Annotated in this window: 11 protein-coding genes; 4 read left to right on the forward strand and 7 right to left on the reverse strand. The window is 41.3% G+C overall.

Translation table 11 applies throughout. The features are described from left to right. Window position 1 precedes the first annotated feature (1 nt). Complete coding sequence (locus tag DC498_RS00815; protein WP_116872223.1) at window positions 2-2299, forward strand: DUF7133 domain-containing protein; 2298 nt, start codon at window positions 2-4, stop codon at window positions 2297-2299. A 56-nt stretch (window positions 2300-2355) separates the two neighbouring features. Here DC498_RS00815 and DC498_RS00820 read toward each other — a convergent pair whose 3' ends face one another. The 5 genes from DC498_RS00820 to DC498_RS00840 form a co-directional block, all read right to left on the reverse strand. Then, the gene (locus tag DC498_RS00820; protein ID WP_133176721.1) at window positions 2356-2919 is read right to left on the reverse strand and encodes a hypothetical protein; all 564 of its coding nucleotides are present in this window, start codon (window positions 2917-2919) and stop codon (window positions 2356-2358) included. 229 nt (window positions 2920-3148) lie between these two features. After that, the gene (locus DC498_RS00825) at window positions 3149-4453 is read right to left on the reverse strand and encodes an amidohydrolase (RefSeq protein WP_116872225.1); all 1305 of its coding nucleotides are present in this window, start codon (window positions 4451-4453) and stop codon (window positions 3149-3151) included. A 102-nt stretch (window positions 4454-4555) separates the two neighbouring features. Further along, window positions 4556-6079 carry a RagB/SusD family nutrient uptake outer membrane protein gene (locus tag DC498_RS00830; protein ID WP_116872226.1) on the reverse strand — a complete coding sequence of 508 codons (1524 nt, stop codon included), beginning with the start codon at window positions 6077-6079 and terminating at the stop codon, window positions 4556-4558. Window positions 6080-6097: 18 nt separating this feature from the next. Beyond that, complete coding sequence (locus DC498_RS00835; RefSeq protein ID WP_240627805.1) at window positions 6098-9499, reverse strand: TonB-dependent receptor; 3402 nt, start codon at window positions 9497-9499, stop codon at window positions 6098-6100. Between the two features lie 162 nt (window positions 9500-9661). After that, the gene (locus DC498_RS00840; protein ID WP_116872227.1) at window positions 9662-10771 is read right to left on the reverse strand and encodes a FecR family protein; all 1110 of its coding nucleotides are present in this window, start codon (window positions 10769-10771) and stop codon (window positions 9662-9664) included. 121 nt (window positions 10772-10892) lie between these two features. On the opposite strand from DC498_RS00840, the gene DC498_RS00845 reads away from it, so the two are divergent. Together DC498_RS00845 and DC498_RS00850 are read left to right on the forward strand one after the other, a co-directional pair. Continuing rightward, window positions 10893-11483 carry an RNA polymerase sigma factor gene (locus tag DC498_RS00845; protein ID WP_133176722.1) on the forward strand — a complete coding sequence of 197 codons (591 nt, stop codon included), beginning with the start codon at window positions 10893-10895 and terminating at the stop codon, window positions 11481-11483. Between the two features lie 215 nt (window positions 11484-11698). Next, window positions 11699-13801 carry an outer membrane protein assembly factor BamB family protein gene (locus DC498_RS00850; protein WP_116872229.1) on the forward strand — a complete coding sequence of 701 codons (2103 nt, stop codon included), beginning with the start codon at window positions 11699-11701 and terminating at the stop codon, window positions 13799-13801. Window positions 13802-14563: 762 nt separating this feature from the next. Here DC498_RS00850 and DC498_RS00855 read toward each other — a convergent pair. Further along, a complete protein-coding gene (locus DC498_RS00855; RefSeq protein WP_206197492.1) occupies window positions 14564-16504 on the reverse strand; it encodes a pyrroloquinoline quinone-dependent dehydrogenase in 1941 nt (646 codons plus the stop codon). 80 nt (window positions 16505-16584) lie between these two features. On the opposite strand from DC498_RS00855, the gene DC498_RS00860 reads away from it, so the two are divergent. Further along, window positions 16585-17385 (forward strand): 3-keto-disaccharide hydrolase, encoded by an 801-nt coding sequence (locus DC498_RS00860; protein WP_116872231.1) that lies wholly within the window; start codon window positions 16585-16587, stop codon window positions 17383-17385. A gap of 97 nt (window positions 17386-17482) precedes the next feature. Here the strand turns inward: DC498_RS00860 and DC498_RS00865 are convergent, their stop codons facing one another. Then, entirely contained in the window at window positions 17483-18211 is a 729-nt protein-coding gene (locus DC498_RS00865) for an SGNH/GDSL hydrolase family protein (RefSeq protein WP_116872232.1), read from the reverse strand. Window positions 18212-19035: the final 824 nt, after the last annotated feature.

Genomic DNA, 19035 nt, shown 5'->3' on the forward strand with positions numbered 1-19035 from the left:
AATGAAACCAGTATTTTATCTTGCCATTGCAGCTATAGTATCTTGCTTATGGATCAGTTGCGGCAACCGTGAAAACAAAAACCAGGCGGGCGCAAATATCAGCGAAGAAAGGCGTAAAGAAATAATGGAGAAAGCTCCGGTACTTACTCCTGAAGAATCTATACAGGCAATGGCACTTGAAGAAGGGTTCAGTATACAAACTGTAGCGGCAGAACCAATGATAAGCACTCCGGTTGTATTACAATTTGACGATAAAGGCAGAATGTGGGTGATAGAAATGCAGGGATATATGCCGGATACAGTAGGAACAGGAGAAGACAAACCTGATGGTAAGATTGTAATACTTGAAGATAAGGATGGCAACGGCACTGCCGATACCAGGACTGTTTTTATGGATTCTCTCGTGTTGCCAAGAGCAATGTGCTTAATTGAAAATGGGATTCTCATTGCCGAACCGCCAAATCTCTGGTATGCAGAAATACAAAATGGTAAGCCCGGCAAAAAAATACTGGTTGATTCAACCTATGCAGCCGGGGGTAATGTGGAACACCAGGCCAATGGCCTGATAAGAGGATTGGATAACTGGATATACAGTAGTGATACAGATAAACGCTACCGCAAAAAGGGCAATCAATGGCTGGTTGAAAAAACACATCGCCGCGGACAATGGGGAATTGTACAGGATAATTACGGCAGGTTGTTTTACAATAATAATTCACAAAACTTGTTGGGTGATTATTTTATGCCCGGGCTTGGTGCAGATAATACCAATCAGCGCAATGTAAGTGGCTTTAATGTAAAAATTGTTGAGAGCAACAGGGTATATGCTGCCAGGCCAAATACGGGTGTAAACAGGGGATACCTCGATAAATTTTTAGACGACAGCCTGCGGCTTATGGAATTTACAGCAGCCTGCGGCCCGGTTATATACCGTGGCGGCTTATTTAGCGATGTGTATGATAATAACGCGTTTGTGGCTGAACCTTCAGCCAATCTTATTAAAAGAAATATACTTACTGATAGTGGTTACAGGGTAACAGGAAAACAGGCCTATGAGAAAAAAGAATTTCTTGCGAGTATTGATGAACGCTTTCGCCCGGTTAGCTTATACAATAGTCCCGATGGCGCTATGTATATCGTTGATATGTACAGGGGTATCATTCAGCATAAAACCTACCTCACGGATTACCTGAAAAAAGAAATTGTAAAAAGAGCGCTCTCCCAACCATTGAACTGCGGGCGTATTTATAAAATATATGCTGCAGGCAAAACACCTGTTCCGGTAATTATGCCACAAAAACCTGCAGAGCTGGTAAACCTGTTCAAAACACACAATGGCTGGATCAGGGATAAAGCTCAACAGATGCTGGTTGATAAAAAAGACACCACTATAGCAGATTTGTTAAGAAATAATTTACAACAACCAGATAATGAGCTGGCCGCTATTCACTCTTTATGGACGCTGGAAGGATTAGGTATATTAACAGATAAAGAAGTGCTGGCATTACTCACAGGCAGCAACCGGAAGATAGCTGCCCAGGCTATTACAGCAGTATCATCTGTCATCAGTAAAAAAAACCACGCTGCTTTTGAAAAAGCTTTTAATGAAATTCTTGCCGGTGGAGATACTGTATTAGCACCATATATTGCTTTCCAGGCAAAAGCAATTCAGCCTTTTAACGCAACCTATAGCGAACAACTACTTATAGCGCTTGCAAAAAAATATCCAGGCAATATATATGTTGCTGATGCTGTTATCAGTAATCTTAAAGGGAAGGAAGCTGCGTTTCAAAAGGTGGTTTCAACTGTTGTTCCTGATACTTCGCTTACAATAAACAAACAAATACAAAAAGTGTTGTTATACATTAAGAACAACGAATTAAAGAAAAATACAGAGTTGCTGAAAAAACAATTTCCGAAAGGTGTTAATGTTTATCAAACCATTTGTAAAACCTGCCATGGAGAAGATGGTAATGGAATTGCTTCTCTTGCGCCACCATTAAACCGGTCTGAGTGGGTAAATGGCAATAAGGAAAAACTCATTTCAATTGTATTACAGGGGTTAACGGGCCCTATAAAAGTTAACAACAAAATATACAAAACACCTGAAATTAGTGGTGAAATGCCCGGGCTTATCAGTAATAAAGAAATATCTGACCAGGATATTGCCGAAGTATTAAGCTTTGTAAGAAAAAACTGGAGCAATAACGCAGGTGTGATTACAGAAAGCGAAGTAGCTAAAGAGAGGAAGAAGTTAAGTGGAAGACAACAGCCATTTACAATGGAGGAGTTGAAGTAGGCATGAGTGGTAAGCTTTGGGCTATCGGTTTTTAAATCCTTAGGTTTTGTAACTCCTTAAAACTGTAATGAAACACCAGCCTTAAGTATTCCTTCATAACCATAGCCCAATTCTGCAAAGGCGCCGAACTTTGCGCCAAATCGTGCGCCTAATAATCTTACCTGGTAAGCAATTGCCTTGTTATTCCCTTCTGCAGCACCGATTATATTATTAAATGAACAACCTACAGACAACCCGGAGTACATATGAAATAATGGATCGTGAACATAATTATATTTTGCATTAACCAGTGCTGTTAGTATTGCCCAATCAAATTTAGCAGAGGGAACACGATAAGTAACAGTAGCTTTGGTATAAACGCCTGTAACTCCCAGCGAAAACCGTTTTGATATATACCGGTTATATGCCAATGAAAACCCGCCAATACCGGAAATATTATCTACCCGTGTATGGTTATGATCAGTATCAAAAAAATTGCCTGTTGCATCAGGAATTTCAGGAGCCGTTGCTATACCATAAGCCAGTTCAATTTCATTTTTTATAAAATTGCTTTGAGCAAAAGAAGATTTTGCAAAGAAAACAAGAAAAAACAGTACCGGGATTTTTCTAAGGATATACACCGTTATATTATTTATTGCAAAACTATACAATAATTAGTTTTTTAAATAACCCCTGATATATTTCCTGCCGGGAATTCCGGTGTTCGCAGCGGCGGAACAGGATTTGCTACACAAAGAGCCACAAAGCATACACAGAGTTACACAGAGCATTTTATTATTCTTTGTGGCGCATTGTGTATCCTTCGTGTACCTCTGTGAAATAACCAGGCTGTTAATTTTCCGCCATTATTTATTTACTGCGCTTCAGTTTTGCATAATCAAATACAATATTGCAAAAAGCCCTTACGCCTGCATCAAGCATACTATCATCAATAAAAAAATCTGGTGTATGATGTGGTGCAGCTTTTGAGGGTTCCTGGTTAGCAGGCATTCCTCCGAGAAAGAAAAAAAATGCAGGGGCTTTCTCTCCAAAAAAAGAAAAATCTTCAGCACCTGTAGTCCACTCCGTTTCAATTACTTTATTATGTCCCACCGCTGTTTGAAGTGAAGGAAGCATCATTTGCACCAGTTCAGGATTATTATAAGTGACTAATGTTTTATTATCTATAGAAACTTCTACGGTTGCATTACTTGCCGCAGCAATATTTTCCGCGGTATGTTTTATACGTTCATGCACTTCTTGATGCATTTTTTCATCCAGGGTTCTTATCGTTCCTTCCATAATAAGCTCTTCAGGAATGATATTACTACGCACGCCGGCATTTATTTTGCCAACGGTAATTACCACAGGCGCTTTGGTAAGTTCAGACTGGCGGCTTACTATGGTTTGCAGTCCGTTAATAATTTGCGTAGCTACTACTATAGGGTCTATGCCACCCCATGGCTGCGAACCATGCGACTGTTTTCCTTTTACTTTAATAGTGAACCAGTCGCTGGCAGCCATCACCGGGCCTGATTTATATTTAATAACGCCAACAGGTGTTTGCGAATTAATATGTAATCCAAAAATCGCTTCAACTTTTGGGTTCTCCATCACACCTTCTTTGATCATTAAAGGCGCACCACCTTCCTCATCGCCGGGCGGGCCTTCTTCAGCCGGTTGAAAAATAAATTTGATGGTGCCTGATATATCTTTTTTCATACCACTCAAAACAGAAGCCGTGCCCATTAAAATTGCCATATGCGTGTCGTGCCCGCAGGCATGCATAACCGAAACTTCTTTACCCAGGTATTCACCCACTGCTTTGGAAGTAAAAGGTATATCCACACGTTCCTTAACAGGCAGCGCGTCAATATCAGCTCTTAATGCAATTACAGGCCCGGGCTTACCTCCTTTCAATATTCCTACTACCCCGGTTTTTGCAATACCGGTTTGCACTTCCAGTCCTAATGATTTGAGATGAGCCGCAATATATTCAGCCGTTTTAAACTCCCTGTTGGATAATTCAGGATTTTGGTGCAGGTATCTGCGCCATTCTATTACAGCAGGTAATATTGCTGTAGATTTATCTGCAATTACTTTTTGCAATTGTTGCGCAGCCATTGGCTGCACACAACCGATAAACGCAATAATGATAAAAGAAAATTTCCTCATAGTATTAATTATAGCATACTAAGCTAATCAATAATTATTCTCAAAAAACAAAAGGGCCGCCTTTTACAGCAGCCCTTATCTTATAGCCCCAAACAAACAAACTTAAAATCCTGTGTTGTTAGGCAGGAGATTAGGATTTACATCTATCTCCTGTTTTGGCACAGGGAAAAGTAATTGCTTTTCAGTAAATGTGCCGTTAAATACAGTTTTGTGACCAACAAAATCATCCCAGTTGCCGGTAATATCATTTCTCACTTTGCGTGTACGTAACATATCAAACCACATTTTATTTTCATAACACAATTCGAAATAACGTTGAGACCATACCTCCTTCTCAAAAGCATCCTGGCTCATCGAACCAATAGGAGCAAGATCAGCACGATCCCTGATCTGGTTTACATATCCTATAGCAGTTGAATTAGGTGCTCCTTCTGCACGGTTAGATGCTTCTGCATACATCAGCATAACATCGGGCAGGCGATATAATGCATAGTTAAGATCGGATCTTAATGTGCTTAACGCAGCAGTTGAATCGAACCATTTGAAAATGTAATGATGTGCGAAATTTACAGGTACACCTGTGCTCGCATTAGGATAGGTAGAATAAAAGTATTGCTGTTCCTTTACACGCTTATCGCCTGCAGGGAATGAAGCAATAAACTCATCTGTGGGTACTACTGAACCGTATTCATCAGAATACTTTGAAACACGGGAATAGTTAGGAATATTTAAAGGAGTAAGCGGATTGTTTGAAGGGATACTCGCCGCATACTGAACCTGGAAAATAAATTCTCCTTTATTCTTGTTGGCAGGCAACCTCATATCTCTATACTCCGGGAAGAGCGTGTATCCTCCGTTTTGTACCACAGCCAGCGAACGCTGGGCAGATTCAGCATAATATTGATTGCCGCCATTAATTGCCGCCCCGGCATAAGTAAGATATACATCTGCCAGAATTGATTTCACTGCGCCCATTGAAATAAGCCCGGTATTATCCTGCCATGGTAATGTTGATTGTTCTGCAAGCAACAGATCCGGGATAATGATATTATCATAAATTTCCTTTGCCGGAGTGCGGGATAAATTTAAACCGCCCACTGTTTTAGGTACTTCTGTTACTGAAGGTACGGCGCCATACATTCGTACCAGATAGAAGTAGAACAACGCTCTCATGGTGTGTGCCTCTGCCAGCATATTTGTTTTTTCTTCTTCTGTTAAGCCAAGAGCTGTAATGGTAGGAATCTGCTCAATAGCCTGGTTACACGTACCAACGCCCTTGTAAAGATTCTGCCACCATGTATCTACATAAAAAGAAGTAGCGTTATAACTAAGATTCTGGAAATTTACATAGCCTGTCTGTCCTAAATCACTATCTGCTTTTCCTGTCATAAACTCCATCAGGTTCCAGGTATTTCCGCCATAAGAAGATGCCTGACCACCAAGCATAGATGCCTGGAGATATTGATAGCACGCATTGGTTAATGCGCGGGCTACTTTTTCACTAGACAATTGTGAGTCAGGTGTAATGAAGTTAGTAGGTTCTTCTTCCAGAAACTTTTTACACGAAGTGGTTAGAACAACTACAGCTCCAACCAATATTGTTATATGATATTTTAATTTTTTCATGATTCTCATTTTTTTACATTAGAAACTAAGTGTAGCACCTAAATTCCATACTCTCGGACGAGGATAGGAGAAGAAATCCAGGTTTTGGGAGAATGACCCGTTTGCACCATAGCTACTGTTGTAAGTATCCACCTCAGGATCATACCCTGTATACTTGGTAATGATAAACAGGTTTTGCACACTCACATAAAAACGCAGCTTGCTTATCTTCATTCTGTCGAGTGTTGAAGATGGCAAAGAATAACCGAGGATAAAATTCTGTCCCCTGATGAAAGACCCATCTTCTACCCACCATGTATCAAATTTTGAATCCTGCGCAAAACGGTAGTTCCTAACCTCAGAGATCATTGTATTCTGGTTAGAAGGCGTCCATGCATCAAGCACTGTTTTAATGCTGTTGGCTATAGTTTGCCTGTCTTCTGCAGAGTGTTTAAATGTAGCGGCGGTATTTACGCCCTGTACAAAACGAATATCAAATGAGAAATCCCAGTTTTTGTAATTCAGGGTACTTGAAAAAGTACCGGTCCATTTAGGATAAGCACGGCCGATAATACTGTAGTTTTCTGTACCATCATCATTATACAAATACTTTCTGTCGCCGGGTTTAAGGTTGCGGCTGGCAGCAAGATCTGCTTCATGTTCGCCATATGTTCCCAGGCGGGTTCTGCCCCAGAAGGAACCGATTGACTCTCCTACACGCAGAATATTTGTTTGTCCCAAAAAGTTAGGTCCGGGGAATATATCAGCATTTCCATCTTTCAACTTTAAAATTTTGTTTTTGTTTGTTGAGAAAATGAAATTGGTTGACCATGTAAAATTTCTTGACTGCACATTTACCGTATTAAGATTTACCTCAAAACCGGCATTTCTTACAGAACCAACATTAATGTAAACAAAGTTGTTGTTTAGCCCTGCAGACCAGGGAATGGGCGCCTGCAATAATAAATCTTTGGTTACACGGTTGTAATAATCTGCTGTTAAGTTAACACGATTATTGAACAATCCCAGTTCAATACCCACATCAGCCTGCATAGATACTTCCCATTTTAAATCAGGGTTACCGAGATAACTGGGAATCAATGTTGCACTTGCTGCACCATTCAATACGCCACTGCTTGGCAATATCTGGGCAATAGACTGGTACTGACCAATTTCCTGGTTACCGGAGCCACCATAGCTTGCACGTATTTTCAGATCGCTGATAGCAGAGCTGTTGTCCTTCATGAAATTTTCCTCAGATACTCTCCATGCTGCACCCACTGAAGGGAAGAACGCGTACTTGTTATTCTTACCGAATTTAGAAGAACCATCATAACGGCCGGTAGCAGTAAACAAATATTTATCGGCAATATTATAAGTAACACGGGCAAAGTATGAGTTCATCGCCCACTTATAATCCTGTGATTGAGACTGGCTTCTTAAAGTACCGGCCTGCAGGTAATGCCATTGAAATATATCATCAATAAAATTTTGCGTTTCTGCCCTTACCCTTTCCTGGTTATACTGCTGCCATGAAGCACCCAACAAGGCTGTTAATTTATGCCCGTTTGATAACTCAGTATTGTAGGTAAGATAATTTTCTGACTGCCAGTAAGCATTCTGATAAGTATTCAGGTTGGCAACACCGCCCTGATCTTTTGAGAGGTTATGCAAATCGCCGGCAGAATAGAAATTGCTTTTGTAATCATTAAGATTAAAGCCAAAATCAGTCTTGAACTCTAAGCCTTTAGCCAGCTTAAACAACATATATGTATTACCTAAAGTCTGGAAGGTATTATTCAGCGAATACCTGTTATTGGCAATATGCACAGGATTAGCACCTCCTTCCAAGCCTGCAATATCACTATTGCCAGCCCATGTGCCGTCAGGATATTTTATTGGGATAATAGGTACAGCTTCTGCCACCATACGGGGTACATTCAAACCACCATTACCATCAGAAACCATGCGCTGCAGGGATTTTATTACAGATAAATTTCCTCCTATTTTTAACCAGCTTTTTACGTCAGAATCCAATGTAAATCTTGCTGAATACCGGTTAAAGTTAGAGGTAGTCATAATACCATCCTGGTTGAGATAACCTAAAGAAACACTATATAAGGTTTTATCGTTACCACCCTGCACATTTACCTGGTGATTATGCGATAAAGCCGGTTTATATACCTCTGCTTCCCAATTAGTGTTATAGAGCGGCTTATCGTTATTGTCGAATAGTAAAGGATAATTGGCATGAGTTAATGCTTTGGTTGGAGCCCATACTGCGCCATTAGGATCATACTTCTGACCATTAGCAAACGACTCATTAAATACCTTTATAAACTCTTCGGAATTAAGTGCAGGTATATGCCTGTACAACTGCGCAACATTCACGTTACCATCATAGGTAACTCTTGCTCCGCCACTTCTTCCGCGCTTGGTTGTGATCATTATTACACCATTTGCACCTCTTGCACCATATATGGCCGTTGAAGAAGCGTCTTTTAAAACTTCTATGGAAGCAATATCATTCGGATTTAAGCTATTGCCATCAACGCCGGCAACACCATCCACAACATATAAAGGGTCAAGGCTTGAGTTAATAGAACCCAGACCGCGTACCCTTACTTTTGCTCCTGCACCAGGCGCATTGCTGTTTACGCTCACTTCAACACCGGCAACTTTACCCTGCAATGCCTGCGTAATATTCGGCACCGGCATATCCATTAATTTATCTGCTTTTACCACCGCTACAGATCCGGTTAAATCTGATTTTTTTGCGGTACCATAACCTATCACTACTATATCGGTAAGGCTGTTATCGTCTGACAATAATATTACGTTTGATAATCCATTAGCGTCGTTCGCAGCCACTTCAACTTTCTTAAACCCTACATAACTGAATACAAGGGTTGCATTCGCACTACTTACATCCAGAGTAAAACTTCCGTCGGCCCTGGTAGTAGTACCATTGTTTGTGCCTTTTTCCAAAACACTAACACCAGGAAGCGGTTCTCCCTTTTCGTTGATAACCTTTCCTGAAACAGGCACAGCTTTGGGAGCAAGGATGGTTTCTCCTAACTTATCGCCAACAATCACAATTAATTGATCGCTTAACCTGCGGTAGGTAAGATTCGTATTCTGTAGTATTTTCTCCATTACTTCATTAAGGCTGGCATTCGTTACATCAATACTTACAGACCTGGCTTGTTTTAAAAGCTGGTCTTTATAAACAAAGCGAAAATCACCTTGTTCTTCAATGGACTGCAACGCTTTCTTTAGCTTAACATTTTCAAGTTTGAGGCTTATGCCCTGCCCATAACTGTGGGCATAAGTTTGAGTGGAAAAAGCGAGAATCAGCAAGATCGCCATTTTCGTCATAAGCAGACTTTTGATTAATAAACGACGCAGGCCAGATGTTGCGCCGCATTCATTTTTTTTCATACCTTGGTTTTGATTTAAATGATGATGAACCGCCTGGCAGGGCAGTTTGTCTTAAATTGCGGAGAATGTTGCAAGCATTCTCCGTTTCTATTTAAAATTTTTACTTGGGGGGCATATGCAATCAGTTTTGAGGTTTAAAAATTCAGATCGGGTTTCCAATAATTACTTAATGGTTACGATATCTTTATTTACCGAATAGGAAAAACTTCCCGTGATCTTTAATGCTTCCATTACCTGCGACAGGTTTTCATTATCAAAAATGGCGCTGTATTGAGTAGACTTCATGTTATCATCCACATCAATCTCCACCTTTACATTATACCACCGTTCTATTTTCCGCATAACCTCCTCCAATGACTCTGCATCAAATACCAGTTTATTCCTTATCCACAACGCATCCAATGCCATGCTGTCTTTTTTCTGATAATGAATTTTGCCAACAACAATATTCATATCTTCAGCCGCTTTTAGCTTTTCGGCATCAGCGCTTGTAGTGTACTCAAAGTTTTTGTTGTTTACACGCAGTTTTTCGTTAGGCTTCAATATTATTTTCTTCTCCGGGCTGTTGTGGAGTGTAACCTCTACTGACCCTTTTATTAAAGACGTTTCGGTGCTGGCTTCGGCATCATAAGCTTTTACATTAAATATAGTGCCCAGTACACGTATATCTATTGTTTTTGTATGAATGATAAAAGGTCTGTTTTCGTCTCTCATTACTTCAAAATAACCTTCTCCCTCAAGATGAATCTCACGAAAGTTTCCACCAAAATTTTCGTCATAGGTAAGCTTGCTGTCTGCATTTAACCACACCATACTGCCGTCTGGCAGTTGTATATTGGATTTTGATCCCTTTCGGGTTGTTACAGTGTTGCTGGCAACTTGTTGCTTTGCATTGGCATTTACAGGCGAGCGATTATTATAATAAAAGAAAAAAACGATGACCATAGCAGCTACTCCCGACAACAATAGTAACCAACGGAGCGGTTTATGCTTTTCATGATCTTCTCCCGGTATTTCAGGGTTTTGTATATCTTCCCGGGGTGGAATTATCTGCATATCCGGCTGATTACTCAACCGCTGCAAATGCCTGTTAAAAAAATCTTCTGTTGAAGAAGCTTCAGGCTCAGGTCGCCACATCTGCAGCATCAATTGCGCCTGCCAACTTAATTCAGGATGATGCTTTATTATTTCATCAAAATCTTCAAGCTCTTCGGGTGTTGCTTCACCAGAGAGTTTAACACTTAACAACAACCAGAATTTCTCTTCATGCATATTTTGGAACTAAATAAGAAAGGATACCTGTTTGAATGTATTTGTACCAAAAGAAAAAAAAGTTTTTTTAAAACCCATTTTACCGTCAACTTTACAATGAGAACTAAATATACTACCTCTATTGGATCAGCTTGCTTGTATACCAGAACTACAACAAAAGATTGCATTGTACGACGATATGAAGGCGTACAGAAATTTATGTGATCTTTTTTATAACCGGTTGTACCGCACTGCATTCACATTCATTAAATCAAAAGAATCTGCCGAAGAAATTGTTTCCGATGTTTTTATCAAGGTTTGGCAAATGAGGGTTAAGCTGGCAGAGATAGAAAACCTGAGCGTTTACCTGTACACCGTTACCAAAAATCTTTGCCTCAAGTATATTACGCGGCAGTATAAAAATCCTGTTATCAATCTTGATGAAATAGCTTTTGAAACAACCATTGATTTTAAAACACCTGAAGAAATATGCATTTCATCTGATATCACAAAAAAAATAAGAGAAGCGCTCAACGAACTTCCTCCAAAATGCCGGCTGATTTTGCAATTGGTTAAAGAAGATGGCTTGCGTTATAAGGAAGTAGCAGCTATCCTCAACATTTCTGAGCTGACCGTTCGCAACCAGTTAGCTATTGCTGTTAAAAAGTTAGGTAAAGTTTTGCCTGTTTATCTCGAATCTTATGACCATATAGCTGTGGATTGTAAAACATGAGCCATCAGCTTTAGCAGGTATAATAAAACCCGAACTTCAAACTATTCATTCAGGCGTAAAAGAATCAAAGATATTTTGAGAGCTACGGGATATCCTGCATAAAGGTCTGAGATATTCCCTGTACTTTCACACGCTTACATTTAAGCCTGGAGGATTGAAGATCAACTCAATTTATCTGATACAAAAGGCCCTTTATTAAAATATCTGAACTTATAATGCTTCATATAATGACACCACACCTGAAACGATTGCCCGGCTACTTCTTACTCGCGTTCTTCAGCGCCTGCTCACCCGGCAAACAAAGTGATACTTCTGCCTGGCCAACCTTCGGTCATGATGTTTCTAATAACAAATTTGCTGCTCTTGCAGATATAAACACTACTAATGTTTCACAACTTAGAGAAGCCTGGCGACTTGAAGATACCACGGAGGGAGGTGGGGTTTATTTCAATCCGGTGATGATGAACAAACGTGTAATCGGTCTGATGCCTTCCAACAAACTGGTTGCAATGGATGCCGTTACCGGGAAGCGTTTGTGGGAGTTTACGCCCGATTCATCAGCCATTCCTAACTGGTCAAAGGGAATGACCTACCATCCAGGTAAGCCCGATCGTATCTTCCTTATTTCTGGAGGCACACTATATGCCATTAACGCCGAAGATGGGAATATTATCAAAGACTTTGGCAGCAATGGCCGGGTTGATTTCTATGAGGGTCTGGAGGTAGCGGATTCCATGCGTGCACGTGTGCCTGTTTCAAGCAACGCACCAGGAGTAGTGTATAACAACCTCTTTATTGTGGGATGCAAAGTACCGGATGAGCTTCCTTCGACCCCCGGCGATATACGCGCCTTCAATATCAATACCGGCAGGTTAGAATGGATTTTTCATGTTATCCCGAAGCCAGGTGAGTTCGGCGCTGATACCTGGGGTGAAAACGCCCGCCAGCGCAACGGCGGGGCAAACTGCTGGGGTGGCATGGCGCTCGACAAAGAACGGGGCATCGTATTTGTTCCCACAGCCTCCCCATCTTTTGATTTTTACGGAGCTGACCGCCCCGGTCAAAACCTTTTTGCCAACTGCCTGCTGGCCCTCGATGCAAAAACAGGGAAACGCCTCTGGCATTTTCAAACCACGCACCACGATCTTTGGGACCGCGACAATGGTTCGCCGCCCAACCTTGTTACGATAAAACGCAACGGAAAGGACATTGATGCCGTTGCGCTCGTTACAAAGATGGGGTACCTGTTTATGTTTGATCGCGACACAGGCGAATCACTATTTGATGTGGATGAAGTGCCTGTAGATACAGTAAGCAGCATGCCGGGGGAAAAGCCCTGGCCTACACAGCCTGTTCCCGTAAATCCACCATTTGCGCGCCAGGGTTACCAGGAAGCATTCTTTGGCCATTCTTCTGCATGGATTAAAGAGGAGATCGTTAAAAACAAATACAAAACAGGTGTGTATGAGCCGCCATCTATGGAAGGCCTGATTATGCTGCCTACAGCGCATGGAGGGGCAAACTGGGGTGGCGCATCGGTAAACCCGGAAACCAATAAGCTATTTGTAAACGCCACAGACATACCGATGATCCTGAAACTTACGGACTTAAAAAAAATCCGTGCGGCCAACCAGCTCAACCCCGAAATATTGTTCAGAACCTACTGCAGCAACTGCCACGGCGCCGACAAAAAAGGTACAGGTGTTGGCCCTGATCTTACAGGGCGTGCAAAAAAATATAAGAATGAGCAGATTGCCGGCATTGTGCAGAAAGGCGCTCCGCCCATGCCGTCGTTCGGATTTCTGTCCCAGGAACAAATCGCATCAATTGTCGCCTATGTTAAAGATACGCTGGTACAACAATCATTTGAAACAGCAGGCATTCCCCAGAACAATGAACCTTATGGTTTTAACGGATACAGTTTTTATCTCGACCCTGAAAATAACCCTGCCATCGCGCCTCCTTTCGGAACAATGACTGCCATCGACCTGAATACGGGCAATATTGACTGGCAGGTGCCGCTTGGCGAGGACCCGAAATTCAAAAAAATGGGTATAGCTAACTCTGGCATGTTCAACCGTGGCGGAGGGATCGCAACATCAGGAGGATTGATCTTCATAGGTGCTACCGGCGACAACATGTTCCGTGCGTTTGACCAGAAAACAGGAAAAGTATTGTGGGAATACCAACTGCCCGGTATGGCAAGTTCGATCCCTTCCACTTACGCTGTTGACAATAAGCAGTACGTTGTGATTGCGGTAAATGGCCAGCAGGAAAACAATTTCAAAGGTGGCTATATTGCTTTCTCTATTCCGTAAGTCATTTTAAATTTATATCTGAAAAATGTTCTTTTATGATGGTTGATGTTGTGCACATATAGGGGTGGTATATCCACACCCTGGCGCAGGGTTGGTAGTATTGCCTTGTGCTTAGCCTGACCTGTTGACTTTGGTTCTGCATAGTCTCAACTCATAGCCTTTTGTGCGATAGCTGGGTTCTGCGATACATACTCATCGTCTCTCTTTGGTTAACTTATTTCTTTTATATATGGTAGCAGTTTTAATTACAACGCTTGATTCTCCGCTTAAAAATTGCATATTCCAGTTTTAACCATAACTATTGTTTGAGAAACCAACCCTTTTCATCCTCTGCAGTATGAACGTTAAGCCATTTATATTCATCTACCCCCTGTAATGCATAATTAGGGCTTGCTGTTTAACTCCATTTTGGTGATATTCTGATAAAGATCATTGTATATTCATGCTTTGGTTATTAAATTGCTGCAAGGGTTTTGAATCAAATTTTTCAAAAACCATGCAGTTGTTTCGCCATAATTAAATTTTACGAACCTTTTTTGCCTCCACAGCCGGCGGGCTGCGTAACCGGAACGCCGCTGCTTTTTGTCTTTTGAAAAAATATGCTTCGCATTTTTTCAATTTCGCCTTCGGCGAAACCATACAAAAAGAGGCGGCTGACCCGGTTACTGGTAAAAACTTAAAAAAATAAATGCCGGGAGTTAAACAGCAAGCCCTAATTATCGTCTCTGTTTTCCAAAATCTACAATATGTAAAAATCTCAAACTATTCCAGCGCAAAAGCCACAACGCTATCCCCTTGTTTCGTACCTAATTTTCCATGCCCGCCTGCGGCAATCACTATATATTGTTTTCCTTTCCATTCATAAGTCATAGGCGTTGCCTGTGCGGAAGCAGGGAGTTCAGCCTGCCATAGAAGCCTGCCTGTTTGCGTGTTAAAAGCACGCAGGTGGTTATCAAATGTTGCAGCAACAAATGTAAGATTGCCCGCTGTTGTAATAGCGCCACCAAAATTCAATGAGCCCCAGTTTTCTGCGCCCGGATATTTTGAAGGATCCATCATATAACCCAACGGCACTTCCCATTTTTTTTCTCCGGTACGCAAATCAATGGCAAGAATGGTTCCCCAGGGTGGCCGGGTTTGCATGATCATTCCCGTATTTGTTGCATTAAAGAGATAAGTACGCTTCATTATATATGGCGTTCCGCGCTGGCGCCCGGTCTCTGTTCGCAGCAATGTTGAATCTGCTTTCTCCAACTCCCCCAATTGCTCTCTTGGTATCAGCCTGATAACAGCCGCAAGGCGGTTAATATTCGTTATCAACAACCGGTTCTTTTCATCATAGGTCATGCCACCCCAGTGAATGCCGCCCACATTACCCGGCGTTATGATAGTGCCTTTGAAACTTGGCGGAGTAAAATTGCCTTCATTGCGGTATTGTGCTATACGCTTTGCTGCTTCAGCTTTATCTTCAGGAGTAATGCCCCAGGCATCAGCTTCGGTTATGTGTTGCAGTCCTACCGGCACGGGCAGCACAGGGAATGGTTGTGTTTTCCATGCTTCTTCACCGGCAATATCAGATGCAGGCACAGGTCTTTCTTCTACAGGAAACAACGGCTTGCCCGTTTCACGGTTAAGGATAAATATATGCCCCATTTTTGTGCCTACAGCAACCGCGGGAATTTTTTTGTTTCCTTTTTCAATATCCAGCAATACCGGTTGCGCGGCAATATCATAATCCCACAAATCATGATGCACCACCTGGTAATACCACAGCATTTTACCTGTTGAGGCCTTAAGTGCAACAATAGAGTTCCCGTATAAATTTTGTCCTTGTCTTTCACCTCCATAATAATCCGGGCTGGGAGAAGAGGTTGGAATAAAAACCATATCCCGTTCCGCATCTGCAGCAATAACCGACCACGCATTAGCTGCACCCGTAATAGTTGCGCTATTATTTTTCCAGGTTTGCCAGGCCTTATCCGTACTATCTTTCGGCACAGGATCCCAGCTCCATTTTAATGCGCCACTTAAAACGTCGTATGCCCTTACAGTACCCTTTGGATAATCTATTTTTTGATTATCGCCCATTGATGAACCTACAACTATGGTATTACCAATTATAGCGGGAGGGGAAGTAACGCTCCATTCACTGCCAAAACCTTCGCGAAGATTAACGGTGCCCTCATTGCCAAATGCATAAATGGGTTTACCATTTGCTGCATTCAATGCAATCAGCCTTCCATCAATAGTTGCAGTAAAAATCCTTGTTTCCTTTTTGTCTGCTTTTGCACCAGATGTCCAGGCGGATACGCCACGAGACGTGATCTCAGAATAATCAGCTTTAAGATTAACTCCGGGATTGTACATCCACTTTTCTTTACCAGTGCCGGCATCAATAGCAAATACCCTGCACGTTGCCGTGCTGAAATAAAGTGTACCATCTATCATCAGCGGCGTTGCTTCAAACGCTGCTTTTTCTATAACCTTTGTTCCTTCATAAGTTTGCAGCTCACCCGTATGGAATACCCATGCCGGTTTTAATTGTTTAACATTGGCATCGTTTATTTGTTTTACCGGAGAGAATCTTTTACCTCCGGCATCATTACCGTAGTTATGCCATTCCTTACCTGCTGCCCCTGCTGATTGAGCTGATGCAGCATTCATATATATCAGCCCTGCAATAATGACATAGCACAAACGCATATTATACATAGATAAATCAAGTTGAATTAACGATTACAATTGTTGAAAAACATTACATTTACCCCACTAAAAAAGAATAAATGAAATATGGCTTCGCTCTTTTTGCTTTTATATTGATTACGGTAACTGCTGATGCCCAAAGAAAGGTACATAAAAAATGGAAGCAACTTTTCAATGGCAAAGATCTTTCAGGATGGACGCCCAAAATTACAGGCCATGCATATGGAGAAAACTATGGCAATACTTTTCGTGTAGAGGATGGTGTTATAAAAGTTTCTTATGACCAATACGATGAGTTTAAAGAGCAATTTGGTCACCTCTTTTATAAAACACCCTATTCGCATTATATTATTGCTGTTGAATATCGTTTTGTTGGCGACCAGGTAAAAGGCGGACCAGGCTGGGCATACCGGAACAGCGGCATTATGATACACTGCCAACCACCGGAAACCATGCATAAAAACCAGGATTTTCCTATTTCAATAGAAGTACAATTATTAGGCGGAGATTCAACCGGGGAAAGAACAACCTGTAATTTATGTACGCCCGGCACTAATGTGGAAATGGATGGCAAACTGGTAACGCAGCATTGTGTTAACTCTGCTTCTAAAACTTTCCGCGGCGATCAATGGGTAAGAGCTGAAGTGATGGTATTGGGAGATTCTGTAGTTAAACATATAGCCAACGGCGACACTGTACTCGTATATCAAAAGCCCCAGATTGGCGGGGGCAGTGTGACAGATTATGACCCGTCAGTAAAAAAAGACGGACAATTATTATCATCCGGGTATATATCACTGCAAAGTGAAAGCCATCCGGTTGAATTCAGAAAAGTGGAAATTATTGATTTGGAGAAAGAGTACAGGAGAAAGAAAAGGTAGTCGGTTTGAGGTTTGCTGTTTATAGTTTGTGGCTGATACAATAACCAGGCAGCAGGATACCAACAGTTTATTATAACTACAAACCATAAATCATAAACTATAAACTTCCCGGAAACAATTTCACTATTTCTTCCAATACAACTTCATGTCCTGCTTTCCCGGGATGATTTACCTGCGACATATATTTTTTAAGCTCATTGCCGCCTGCTATTAACTGCCTGAAAGCATTATAGCTGTCAACCAAACCAATCTTATATTTATTGGCAAGCTGAATAATTTGTTGAGTATGCTTATACAATGCGGTTGTTGTATCAAGTATATTCTCAGACTGGTCAGGCGTTGGCGTACATAATACAACTTTAATATTTACAGCCAACGCCTTTTCAATCATTGATATCCATGCTTCTTTTGCTTTTTCCAAACCGATACCACGATCATTTAATGCGTAATCAATAAAAAGTATATCAGGGCGATGATTTAACACAGTCGAGTCGAATCTTGCCGCGCCTGACACCGAATTTTCCCCGCCTATGCATGTTTTAATGACATTAACCACCGCATTCGGATAAAGCGCAGAAACATATTGCAAAGTCAGTTCGGGATAAGCCTCCAATGTTTTTATATCCGGCGTTTTAAAATAACCTGCCGGCACACTATGCCCATGAAAGACTATATTGATGGTTCTGTTATTGGGCCATTGTGCTTTAAACAACTGATGCAATGAAGAAAGATAGGTCGTATCTGAAGTATATACTTTTACAGATTGCGCATTAACAAAGCCGGCTGTAAAACAAAAAAACACTGCTGTAATAAAAAAAGATTTCATACTGCTAATCTAACATTATAAAATAATTGGTGCGTAACATGGGGTGTATTTTAAATTTCCATTTGTTTAGGCGGAATCGCAAAGAGCGAGAGGTTGAATAGTTATACACTTTGATTCACGATAATAGTAAAATATAAAGACCCGCCGTCATAAAGATTGAATTAGAAGCATCTTGCAGTGGGAGAGAACTTTTCTCACCGAAGGTAAACCTGCCTGCCGGCAGCTATCTCACTCGCATAAAGGTGATGATACGACAATCCCAGTGTTACTCATTTATAATGACATCATTACGGATGAATTGAAAATCAGGTTTCCTGCGTTCCGCCGTGTGTATAATGATTTAGCATTACAACAAATACTTTTTATAAAATAGCACACGGAATACACGGATGATACTGATAAACACCGATACATTCCGTAAATATCCGCCATATCCGTTTTATCCGTGTTCCATTCTGCGTATTGGGCATGCCCGAAGTTATTTTTAAATAACCCCTGATATATTTCCTGCCAAGAATTCCGGTGTTCGCATCGGCGAAACAGGATTTGCTACACAAAGCGCCACAAAGCATACACAAAGTTACACAGAGTGATTTATTATTCTTTGTGGCTCTTTGTGTAGCCTTCGTGTACCTCTGTGAAATAACCAGTGAATAATGCAACAGGTAAGCCGGGAACTTATAAGCTGTAACCGGCATCCTGCCGCATAGCGGTTACCTGTTTGTAGCTAAATGCTACCTGTGTTTAAAACGAAATAGCTTTCCTAAATGATATAGCTCTTAATAATGCTGTTTTTACAACAAGCCATTGTAATGTCATCTTTA

The sequence above is a fragment of the Terrimonas sp. genome, assembly GCF_003075435.1.
GTDB lineage: Bacteria > Bacteroidota > Bacteroidia > Chitinophagales > Chitinophagaceae > Agriterribacter.

What these genes read in the sequence shown, in the direction of transcription:
- DC498_RS00815 (WP_116872223.1), top strand. Translation starts at nt 2, where the DNA reads ATGAAACCAGTATTTTATCTTGCCATTGCAGCTATAGTATCTTGCTTA.
- DC498_RS00825 (WP_116872225.1), bottom strand. Translation starts at nt 4,453, where the DNA reads ATGAGGAAATTTTCTTTTATCATTATTGCGTTTATCGGTTGTGTGCAG.
- DC498_RS00830 (WP_116872226.1), bottom strand. Translation starts at nt 6,079, where the DNA reads ATGAAAAAATTAAAATATCATATAACAATATTGGTTGGAGCTGTAGTT.
- DC498_RS00835 (WP_240627805.1), bottom strand. Translation starts at nt 9,499, where the DNA reads ATGAAAAAAAATGAATGCGGCGCAACATCTGGCCTGCGTCGTTTATTA.
- DC498_RS00840 (WP_116872227.1), bottom strand. Translation starts at nt 10,771, where the DNA reads ATGCATGAAGAGAAATTCTGGTTGTTGTTAAGTGTTAAACTCTCTGGT.
- DC498_RS00850 (WP_116872229.1), top strand. Translation starts at nt 11,699, where the DNA reads ATGCTTCATATAATGACACCACACCTGAAACGATTGCCCGGCTACTTC.
- DC498_RS00855 (WP_206197492.1), bottom strand. Translation starts at nt 16,504, where the DNA reads ATGCGTTTGTGCTATGTCATTATTGCAGGGCTGATATATATGAATGCT.
- DC498_RS00860 (WP_116872231.1), top strand. Translation starts at nt 16,585, where the DNA reads ATGAAATATGGCTTCGCTCTTTTTGCTTTTATATTGATTACGGTAACT.
- DC498_RS00865 (WP_116872232.1), bottom strand. Translation starts at nt 18,211, where the DNA reads ATGAAATCTTTTTTTATTACAGCAGTGTTTTTTTGTTTTACAGCCGGC.